Source organism: Alteromonas sp. KUL150, assembly GCF_009811475.1.
Classification (GTDB): domain Bacteria; phylum Pseudomonadota; class Gammaproteobacteria; order Enterobacterales; family Alteromonadaceae; genus Alteromonas; species Alteromonas gracilis.
In genome coordinates, this window is record NZ_BLIJ01000066.1 from 98,330 (window position 1) to 108,628 (window position 10,299).

The following is a 10,299-nucleotide window of genomic DNA, read 5'->3' on the forward strand; positions in this document are numbered from 1 at the left end:
GTAGTCGTAAAAGCACTGACCAGGTAGTATAGGATAGTATAAGAGTTGCAGATATGATCAACGATAAAACAAATGGTTAGTTGTGATTTTTTCCAGAGTTTGGCGTCTATTTAGATTCAATAAGTCTTATCCAATGGTTAAAGACACCTAGGTTTTCCAAAATAATTTTCACACACATTAGAATAGGTACAGCAAGCAATACACCGATCACGCCCCATAGCCAGCCTGTTATGGCTATCCAAATTATAATGATCAGTGGATTTAGCTGCATACTTCTACCCAAAACGGCGGGTGTGATTAATTGCGACTCAACAATGTTCAACGCTAGAAAAATGCCGGCCGGCAAGAAAGCACTACTCGTAAGTCCGAACTGGACAAGGCCTACTACTAACAATACAAGGCAGCTAGCGATGCCGCCTAAATAAGGTACAAAGTTCATGAGAGCGACTAATGCTCCCCACAGTAATGCATCTTCGATACCAATGTAGAAAAATACTGCTGCTGTAGCTAAACCCAAGCAGGTGTTAATAATACTGATGGTAACAATATAAGAGGAAAGCTCGTGTTGAATTTGACCAACCAGAACTAACGCGCGCCTTTTATCGGTGACAATAGGAAAGTCTCTAATAAAAACGTGAAATAGACTGGGCCCAAACACTAATAAGAAAAATATGAGCACAAAGCACGCGAGAATTTGTGCGACCATCAATGGTGCATTGCTAAAAAGCGTTAGGCCCATATCTATGCCATTCTGCTTAATTTTATCGGTTACCGAGTTTGCATTATCAGCTTTTGGCGGGGGCTCAGGCGGCTGATCATCCTCGCTAAACCAGCTAAAGAATGACCCTTCTTTATCTGCAGGTTTAGTGTCGACTGGGGGCTCAGTGGTGTAGCCATCTATATGGCTACTAATTTCTTCAATTTCTTCAGTTATTTCCGTTGCTATCTTGGGGAGAGATTGCATCCAACGTTCGGCAGGCTCGGCTAGTTCCAAAGCTAAAAAGGTAAAAGGGGCGACGAGTATTGCAATGAGAATAGCTGCGGAAATGGTTGGTGGCACAAAGAATTTCTTGGCAAAAGCCACGAGAGGACTAAGTAATAATGCAACAAATGCAGAGAAACAAAGAGGAATAAGTAAGGTTTTGGCAAGATAAAGTGTGTAGATAATAGCAAAAATAACAAGCGTATTGAGCAACCTTGTTTGTTGGGCTATTTTGGGAAAAGAGCCAGAGTACTTCTTGTTCCGTTTAGTTTGCGTAGAGCCAGCGTTATCCATGTCTTAGCCTCTGCAGAGAAATATTTTTGCGTATATTTCTTTGAAATTAGAGTGTTAATATTACGAAAATTTCATCATTAAAGTTCACAAACAATACAGTTCTTAATTTAGATCAACCATCCCTTAACGCACTTACGTTTCCCTCGCCGACTTCTCCCGTTTTTACCTGTAAATAGCAACGCATACATTAGCGTTAAAAACACTATCTTTATTTGAGTTCGTGAGTCTGTTGGCCTTTATCACAGTAGTAAAGTGATTGTGGTCAAAATGTTAGCCATAGAGAACTTTATACTTTAGTATATTTTTTTCCTTATAATTTGAGAGCGCTATGCCAGAGCCAAAGTCTGAGGCTGTATCTTCTTTCACCAATGACACTCCATTCCAAGCTCTCGTAGAAAACATCACCGATGCGGTTATCCTAACTGATATTAAAGGGCTTATCACTTATGTGAACGATAAAGCACGTGTTATCTGTGGTCTTCATGAGTCAAATAATGTCGATGATTCAGTATTCAGTTTGTTTCCCGATGAAAAATCGGACCTTATTATTCAGCAGTTTGAAAACGTTCTTAAACATGAACAAAGCACGCCATTAGAAATTCGTTTGGGAGCAGATCATTCTTGGTTCAAACTCACAATATTTCCTGTTATGAAGGATTTTGTAGGTTTTTCTTTTCATGATTTTTCGATGAAACGAAGACTACAGATTATTTCCAATTCACAGCGAGATGCTATGAGGCTAGCGTTATCCGGCGCAGACTTAGAGGATATATTGGCATGTTTGGTCAGCGCCGTGGAAAAGACCATCGACTTTCAGGGCGTTTGTGGTATCTCATTAGTTTCAGAGGATGAGCTGTCGCTTGTTTGTGCTGCAGCGCCTTCAATGCCAAGCAAAACACGTCAATATTTTGATAATTTAGCCATTGATGATTTATCGCCCTTGGGAAAATGCTGTCAAACTCGTGATGTGGTCTGTGTCGATGTCAGCGAGCAATCTGAATTTCATGATTTTTGTCGCTCTACTCAAGAGTTAGGGCTGCAATGGTTTTGGTGCCGGCCCATTTTATCTGCTGAAAGTCGCACTGTTTTAGGGACTTTTTGTTTATTCCATCATGAGCGTTTTACGCCCTTGCCTGATGATGTCGATATGATTAACGCGCTCTCGAAAACTGCCGCAATTATTATCGAGCGTAATAACGAAAATCGTGCTCGACGTGAGGCTGAATCGGCGTTATTGAAAAACGTCGAATCATTCAATAAACAGCGAAGATTGTATGAAACGGCCTTGTCTAACACACCAGATTTGCTTTACATCTTCGATCTTGAGGGGCGCTTTACGTACGCAAACAACGCCTTGTTGCAAATGTGGGGCATGACGTGGGATGAAGCTATTGGAAAAAACTGCTTGGAATTAGGCTATGAACCTTGGCATGCCGATATGCACATGCGAGAGATTCGACAGGTCATTGAAACTAAACAATCTATTCGTAGCGACGTTCCATTTGACGGTACCAACGGTCGACGCATATACGATTACATCTTCGTTCCTGTTATTGGTGAAGACGGAAACGTTGAAGCTATCGCAGGTTCAACAAGAGATATAACAGAACGTAAGCAAGCCGAAGAAATGGTAAAGCGTGCAGAATCGCGAAGGCGCTTGGCGCTAGAGGCTTCGCATAGCTTTGGTATTTGGGATTGGGATATTAAGCAAAATATCTTTACAGCAGATGAACGTTTAGGGGAGCTATTTAATCTTACCAGCGATGAAGCAGAGCACGGTGTGGCGATTGAAGTACCCAGTCAGTATATCCATCCGGATGATTTAGATGCGAATAAAGTAGCCATCCAAGAAAGCATCGACAATGGCACGCCCTATAACCAGGAATACCGTATTTTACAAAAAGACGGCACTATTCGCTGGGCTTCTTTTAGAGGTCAGGTAATTTATGACAGTGCAGGGGAACCCGAGCGCTTTCCAGGTGTGGGGGTTGACACGACACGCGAACGCAATGCGGTAGAAGCGCTTCAAGAAGCTGACCGCAGAAAAGATGAATTCCTTGCTACGTTAGCCCACGAGCTGCGTAATCCATTGGCGCCCATTCGAAATGCGTTAGAGATTTTACAGTCTCAAGATTATAGCCAGACGCAAAAAAGTGAGGCTTTCGGGCGGGTTGAGCGCCAAGTAACCCAGATGACAAGGTTAGTTGATGATCTTATGGACGTGTCGCGCATCACCCGAGGCAAAATTAGAATTCATCGGGAGCCCGTGAATTTATGTGAAATATTGGGCACGGCGATAGAAACGATTCAACCTTTAATTGATGAAAAGCGGCATACGTTATCAGTGGAAAAAGTCTCCGTTCCTATTTGGGTTAACGGTGATCTCATCCGGTTGTCGCAGATTTTTTCAAATATAATCAATAATGCTGCTAAGTACACGCCAGCCGGTGGAAAAATTGATGTTCAAATCAATACGTCGAACAACAGGGTAAATATCGTTGTTAATGATAATGGTGAAGGTATTCCCACCGATAAATTAGACTCAGTTTTTGATATGTTTACTCAAATTGATGGTGCTCTTGAACGCTCTCAGGGCGGCCTAGGCATAGGTCTTACCTTGGTTAAAAAGCTTACCGAAATGCACAGCGGAAGTGTGCGCGTGCACAGTGATGGTGTGGGAAAAGGCACATCGTTCTCGGTCACATTACCTGTACTAGAAGCTGCACAGAAAACGGAAAGTAAACCGGAAAAGAGCAACAATGTTGTGGGTATTACTTCTGAAAAGCTTAAGATTTTAATTGCTGATGACAACCAAGATGCGGCTATTACTATGGGCTGGATCTTGGAGGCAAAAGGCTGTCTTGTACAGGTTGTGGAGGACGGACCATCAGCATTAGAAGCTGTGCAGACATTTATACCTGATTTAGTCATGCTAGATATAGGCATGCCTGGAATGAATGGCTACGATTTATGTAAATTACTTCGTGAAAATAGCGCGTTAGCCAACGCAATATTTGTGGCTCAAACAGGATGGGGACAGCCATCGCACATTCAGCGCTCGAAAGAAGTTGGATTTAACCATCACCTCGTAAAACCTTTAGATTTAAACGATCTTGAACCAATAATTGCGCAAGCATGGCAGGTGAAAATATCCTCAAAGCATTAACGCCTTAAGTTTTCAGTAATGGGTTTGTGCCGATTCGTCTTTATAGCCCATGATCTTCTAGGTTCATTTGTTTTTTGACATGATGGGGATGATGGTTGAACACAAGAATGACGCTACTTCCTATTAGCGGCATGCAGCAAACCCTTCAAATGGATAACGATGCGTTAGCCATATTAACTGGCCGAGAGCCTCTAGTGACCGGCAGCGAAGGACTGGCCGATATTCATATTATGAACGCCATATTCGAGGCGGCAAAAACGAGCAGGCGGGTGAGCCTGTAGTTGTTTACGGACCATGAATAGACCTTTATTGCTCACTCATGAACGCTCATACAAATGAACTTACTTAGGTGTTTTGTATAAGTCACCTATCTAAATAGCAAGCCCGTTAAGAAAGCGGGCATGTTTATTACTAATGTAGCTAAGGCCTTCAATGGCAGAGTTAAGCGATTCGGCATCGGCGAGCTGCTCAAACCACGCATTAATTTCTCGCCCCTCTATCAAACCCATGACAGCTCCTAATACAAAGCCACGGTGCACGTTGTCTCCACCTACGTTCGTATTGGCCATAAGTGCGCGCTTAGAGTTATCTACATAGCGATAGGCAAAGTATAAAATACTTGGCCACGCATCACTGATATAGCATGCAGGTGAAAACGTACGGCCCACTACTTCAATATCGCTTTTTTTCTTTAAAATTAAACTAGGCAAGTTCAGCCTACCAGAACGCTGAGCAATATCTTCAACAATAGCGGCAGGTTCTTCATCCTCTCTGAGCATCAACCTATTCAGCAGTTCAACGTAGAGATCGCAAACTATAGCAAGTGATTCATCTGGATGGGTCAGAGAAAGATGATGGCGACAAATTGCTTGAATATCTTTAAGTGGCTGTTGTTGAGCTATCTGAACAATAGCAAGGGGCGTTACCGACACCAGCCCGCCAATTGACGCGGTATCGTGGGTTACTGCACCGCATTGGTTTGCAGGAATACCACGTTCAAGATTGGCAAAAAAGCCGCGGTGGTAAGACTCCGCATAGGTGTCAGGATGTTGTGGCTCATCAGCGCGCATAAAGGCTATATAGCGCGAGAGAAATTCATCGGGTTCATAACCCTTGAGCGCACAGGCTAAAACAATGCGAGCACAATGTGCATTGAGTGTATTCTCTCCAGCTTTCATTCCCTGATGATAATGAACGTTGTCTTTACCCCAAAACTGTCTTTTCCCTTTGAGAATGACCTCGCCCACTATTTCCCGCTGACTGCCAGACGCCCTGTTTGCACGTCCGCCTTGTTGTGTAGAGTGCAGCGACATTATGGATGAAGGGTGGAACGAAGGGGCATCTTCAAATTGTTCGATACCTAACGGAAAGGCTTTATAGATATCGGCAGGGTTATAGTACCAGTGCACAGGCATGGCAAGGGCATCGCCGATAAACGCGTTCTTAAGTGCGGCCTTTGCGCGCTCTAGTTTCAGTGAAGACATATTTCTCTCGCCTATGTGTTGATGCGCAGTAATGGATATTCATTTACTGACCGTTAAACGTTTACGCGTGAGTAACCCAAAGTGATCGTTCTTTTACCCCTCAATTGCAGCTGTATTGAAGACGTATGGGGGAGAGCGCTGATGGTAAAGGTAATATGGTTTTTACAGGAGGAAACGCGCTGGCGATAACTTTATACTCGCTTTTTTCAAACGCGTTATGGGTGCTCTAATGTTCATCAAAAAGCGACTTATTCCGAATGTATTTTCGCATATAGTGATACGTGATAGGGCGCAACAACCAGCTTTTAAGAGACATTAAAAATCGCCTGTGAGTAGGCGTGTTTTCATAAATTTTATCATCATGCAGCCAAAGCATTTTCCCCACATGCCAAAAATAAAAAGGGAAGGGAGGCATGAAAGTTATCACGTCAAGATCGCAGCAAATGCGATACGTTCTATGATGTAATAGGTAATGTTTATACCATGACCGCGTTCCGACGGCCGGCTGCCCGAAAGTGACTACTCTTTTTACCGATTTCGCAAACCTTCTCTCAAAATAGTCGGCCATTAGCACGGCGACGGCGCCGCCAGATGAATGGCCTATAAAAGAAAATCGCTTGCCTTGCTCGCGAAGGGGGTCTAACACTTTAACCAGTAGCTCTCTAAGCGGTAGTGCGTCTTCTGAGGTTTTCGTACTTGAATACATTGGCTGAGCAAGCAATCTGGCAAAACCCCAATGTACAAAAAAACTTCTGTTTAGCTGTCGTAATCTATACGGTATGAAAAACAAATTGGCGAACCAGTCTTTGAATCCTAGCGAACCACGAAAAACGATAATGACTTCTTTTTTGTTTTTTACCCACAGGATCCTTACGCTCATTCTGCCGTACTTGTCCACAAGGTGGCGTTCGTGAAAGGGGTCTAATATTTTTTGATATTGTGCGTCAGCATCAGGGTAGGCGAGTTGGCAAAGAATGGCATATCGTTCGTATTGATAGCGTTTCAGTTTCTTCATGAAAACTCGTATCGAAGCAATTTGCGTGTTTGAGGTTGAGTCTTCGCAGACTCTATCCGAGAGCCTCCTACGTTACAGGTGGTTTATTTCAGAGTTATGACGGGAAAGGGTTATTTTGCTTGAGTGATATAGGGCCCTGAAAAGAGAGAGCAGAGAGAAAAGAGAGAACAGAGAGAGCAGAGCCAACGGTTTACTCTCTAAACAGGTTGTTTTAGTCAGTTATTTCAGCAGCGACAACAGAGATTTCAACAAGCAACGCCTCGCGCGCCATATCGGCAGTAACGCAGGCTCTTGCTGGCGCGTAACCTTCTGGTACCCAGTTGTCCCACACCTCATTCATCTTGGCAAAATCATCCATAGTTTTCAGATAAATAGTGGCAGAAAGCATATGTTTTCTATCGCTACCCGCTTGAATAAGCAGGCTGTCGACTTTATCAAGCATAGTCTGAGTTTGGTGAGTAATGTCTTGTGTGGCATCAGCACACACCTGCCCGCATAAATAGATAACGCCATTGTGTTTCACAATACGACTCATGCGCTGCTTAGTTTCCATTCTTTCGATGTTCATCAAAAAGGCCTTTCAAGAAGTTGGGAGAGGAAATGTTGGGCGACTTTAATCGGTTTGCGGGGGTACTTCAATTTATTCTCACTGCTGTTAGCTTTGCAGCTTGAAAGAGTCACAACACGTTAAACAACTTATTCTCTCTAATTTAAAAAATATTGTGAGATTTATTTCTCGGCCGCGAATCATTAGTCAACTACATTCTATTTGGGTAGGAGCAGACACTAGTGGTAGGCATGCTTTTAGACCAACTATAAAGTGATTAAGATAAAAAGACTTAGGCTATGCAAAGATTCAATCCATTGAGAATAGTGAAATGAGCGTCGATAGGCATGGAATGTACTTAGACATCATAGAAAGGCACAAGGGAATAGTGTTTAAAGTCGCTCGCTCCTACTGCAGCAATGAGTTTGACCGAGAGGATTTAGTCCAAGAAATTCTCGCTCAAATCTGGCGTTCTTTAGATACCTACAATGATAGCTTCAAAATAACAACTTGGATGTATCGAGTGGCGCTTAACGTTGCGATATCGTTTTACAGGAAAGATAAGACAACTGCTTATAAGCATACAGAAATAGAAGACAAGTTACTGAGTTATGACATGGAAGCTGAACGAGAAAATGAACAGAGTTTGAATGAGTTATACACATTTATAAACGAACTGAGCGGCGTAGATAAAGCGGTATTGTTGATGTATCTAGAAGGTGTAAGCCAGTCTGAAATTGCGGCTAATTTAAAAATCACAATTTCAAATGTCTCCACCAAGATCAGTCGAATTAAACAGAAGTTAAAGACAAAATCGGCTTAAGAAAAAAGGGATAAAATATGAATTTAGAACAGATGCAGTCTATGTGGCAGGCACATAGCGAAAAGTTAGATGAGAGTATGAGCCTGAATAAAAAACTACTTCAAAAAATACAGGCTGAAGGTAACAAAAGCGAGTTGAATAAGCTCATTTTGACGAGAGCCATCGAAGGCATTGTATTTTTTTGCATCGTTCTTTCTTTGGGAACCTATATGGCTTCGTCCTGGAGTCTAACCGCACCGGTGGTTTCTGCATTTGTGCTCAATGTATTTGCAGTAGTAGGGCTAGCCGGGAGTATCGGCCAAATCGCGCTGTTAAGTAAGATAGACTTTTCGAAACCAATGAAGGAAATCTTGAATGATCTAATTGCTGTAAGAACGCACAGTCTGAATGTTTTTAAACTACTAATTCTATCTGCACCTTTTTACATGGCTTATGTATTCCTGGGCTACGACCTGTTTTTTGGCGTTGATTTATTCTCATTAATGTCGGCAAACACAGCAATTAGATTTTCAGTTGTTGGCGTGATATTTGGAGCTCTGGCGGTGCTGCTTGTCTATAAACTCAAGCCAGAAAATAGAACAAATAAATTAATTGCTTGGCTTTATCAGGAAATATCCGGCCGCAGGTTAACGCACCTGTTAGATCAATTCGAAAGTATGGACAAAGAGTGAGAAGAAGGGGCCACAAGGTTGTTTTTTAGCAAGGCACATCAGGAGAGAAAAGTCGATAAGACCGATACTCGGCCGCCACGCTATCGCTAGCAACGGATTTTGGAAAGTTAGTGTTTGAAATAATTATTTTAAATCAGTAAGTTAAATTGTAATAATGACGCGTGAAGCGCGAAGCAAACAGGATGTCGGGGGAATTTCCTGACCGCCTTTTTTACAATGAGTCGGGCAAGTTTGTAATCTTCGTCATCAATGGCATCAAAAAATGCGTCAAGCCGCATCTCTAGTTTCGGGAAATCTTTATCAAACTTTGTCAAGTAAGTAGTCTTGAATCGCTGAATTAATGTAAAAGCATAACATGCAGAGTTTTCAATTTTGAAGCCGAATTGATTAAATAAATGTTCCGGTATAGGTATATCATGAAAATATTGCGGTTCCACTCGGAAATCTATCCGTTTCATTTTTCGTCTATCGGACTATAATAAGTCTATATTTAGACCAAAGAGATTGTCATGAAAACTCAAACTGTATCTTACATGAAGGAACATGCGAATCATCTGGAATTAGATAATCCCATTTTGGTCACGCAAAATGGCAAGCCAAAGTATGTTATTCAGGATGCGAATGACTACGAAGAACAGCAACAAACTATAGCATTATTAAAACTCATGAATTTGTCAGAACGCAGTGCGCGACAGAACGGGCTATTTGATCTGGATGAAGCATTTGACGACGATTGAATACAGCATAAAAGTGACACCGGTTTTTAAACTTTGTTTGAAAAAACTGGATGCATTTTTAACCAGAAAATTTAATCACAATGTTGCAAACGAGGCCAAGCGAGCTATTAAATCAAAAGTTAAGTCTCAACTCTCTGTAAATCCGTATTCTGCGCCTCATAGCGACAGGCTCCTGGAATTAGGGTTAACCGAATACAGGCAGCTTCTTGTCGATAGTCATAATGTGGTGCTTTACCGAGTTGAAGACTCTACAAAGACGGTCATTCTTCTTCTAGTTTTTGATTCTAGACAAGATCTGAAAAAGCTTTTGTTTGAAGTTAATTTACTCGTCTGATTTACCCCAAATTAATAGAACAGGATAAATACTGATCCCCCGTTAATGGGGTAGAGCCCAGAACGACGCTGATTTCAGACACAAAAAAAACCGACTCAAAAGTCGGTTTCAGTATCTACTTCTACAAAGAAGAGATGATACCAGTGGGCGGGCTTTGATTGGACCGACACTCGGCCGACACGCTTGCGTGGCGATTTACTGAGCTTCAGACACAAAAAAACCAACTGAAAAGTTGGTTTAATGTTT

General features: G+C 42.2%; 10 protein-coding genes and 1 pseudogene. 6 read left to right on the forward strand and 5 right to left on the reverse strand.

Going from position 1 to position 10,299, the window contains the following annotated elements; translation table 11 throughout:
• Window positions 1-106: 106 nt before the first annotated feature.
• The gene (locus GVO62_RS15895; RefSeq protein WP_159120067.1) at window positions 107-1,276 is read right to left on the reverse strand and encodes an AI-2E family transporter; all 1,170 of its coding nucleotides are present in this window, start codon (window positions 1,274-1,276) and stop codon (window positions 107-109) included.
• 328 nt (window positions 1,277-1,604) lie between these two features.
• Here GVO62_RS15895 and GVO62_RS15900 point away from each other — a divergent pair, with 328 nt between their 5' ends.
• Entirely contained in the window at window positions 1,605-4,442 is a 2,838-nt protein-coding gene (locus GVO62_RS15900) for a PAS domain S-box protein (protein WP_159120068.1), read from the forward strand.
• Window positions 4,443-4,552: 110 nt separating this feature from the next.
• Window positions 4,553-4,723: pseudogene (locus GVO62_RS15905) on the forward strand (gfo/Idh/MocA family oxidoreductase); the annotation flags it as partial.
• A gap of 90 nt (window positions 4,724-4,813) precedes the next feature.
• On the opposite strand, the gene GVO62_RS15910 reads toward GVO62_RS15905, so the two are convergent.
• From GVO62_RS15910 to GVO62_RS15920, 3 genes are all read right to left on the reverse strand, one after another.
• Window positions 4,814-5,926 (reverse strand): ADP-ribosylglycohydrolase family protein, encoded by a 1,113-nt coding sequence (locus GVO62_RS15910; protein WP_159120069.1) that lies wholly within the window; start codon window positions 5,924-5,926, stop codon window positions 4,814-4,816.
• 226 nt (window positions 5,927-6,152) lie between these two features.
• Window positions 6,153-6,941 carry a lipase family protein gene (locus GVO62_RS15915; protein WP_159120070.1) on the reverse strand — a complete coding sequence of 263 codons (789 nt, stop codon included), beginning with the start codon at window positions 6,939-6,941 and terminating at the stop codon, window positions 6,153-6,155.
• Between the two features lie 211 nt (window positions 6,942-7,152).
• Complete coding sequence (locus tag GVO62_RS15920) at window positions 7,153-7,509, reverse strand: RidA family protein (RefSeq protein WP_159120071.1); 357 nt, start codon at window positions 7,507-7,509, stop codon at window positions 7,153-7,155.
• Window positions 7,510-7,819: 310 nt separating this feature from the next.
• On the opposite strand from GVO62_RS15920, the gene GVO62_RS15925 reads away from it, so the two are divergent.
• Together GVO62_RS15925 and GVO62_RS15930 are read left to right on the forward strand one after the other, a co-directional pair.
• Window positions 7,820-8,311, forward strand: coding sequence for an RNA polymerase sigma factor (locus GVO62_RS15925; protein ID WP_159120072.1), 492 nt, complete (start codon window positions 7,820-7,822; stop codon window positions 8,309-8,311).
• Between the two features lie 17 nt (window positions 8,312-8,328).
• Window positions 8,329-8,982 (forward strand): hypothetical protein, encoded by a 654-nt coding sequence (locus GVO62_RS15930; protein WP_159120073.1) that lies wholly within the window; start codon window positions 8,329-8,331, stop codon window positions 8,980-8,982.
• A 128-nt stretch (window positions 8,983-9,110) separates the two neighbouring features.
• Here GVO62_RS15930 and GVO62_RS19520 read toward each other — a convergent pair whose 3' ends face one another.
• Entirely contained in the window at window positions 9,111-9,296 is a 186-nt protein-coding gene (locus GVO62_RS19520; RefSeq protein WP_159120074.1) for a hypothetical protein, read from the reverse strand.
• Window positions 9,297-9,491: 195 nt separating this feature from the next.
• Here GVO62_RS19520 and GVO62_RS15940 point away from each other — a divergent pair, with 195 nt between their 5' ends.
• On the forward strand, window positions 9,492-9,719 hold the full coding sequence (locus GVO62_RS15940) for a type II toxin-antitoxin system prevent-host-death family antitoxin (protein WP_159120075.1): 228 nt from the start codon (window positions 9,492-9,494) through the stop codon (window positions 9,717-9,719).
• On the forward strand, window positions 9,697-10,053 hold the full coding sequence (locus GVO62_RS15945) for a type II toxin-antitoxin system RelE/ParE family toxin (RefSeq protein WP_236547202.1): 357 nt from the start codon (window positions 9,697-9,699) through the stop codon (window positions 10,051-10,053). Before GVO62_RS15940 ends, GVO62_RS15945 begins: the two co-directional genes overlap by 23 nt.
• The last annotated feature ends 246 nt before the right edge of the window (window positions 10,054-10,299 follow it).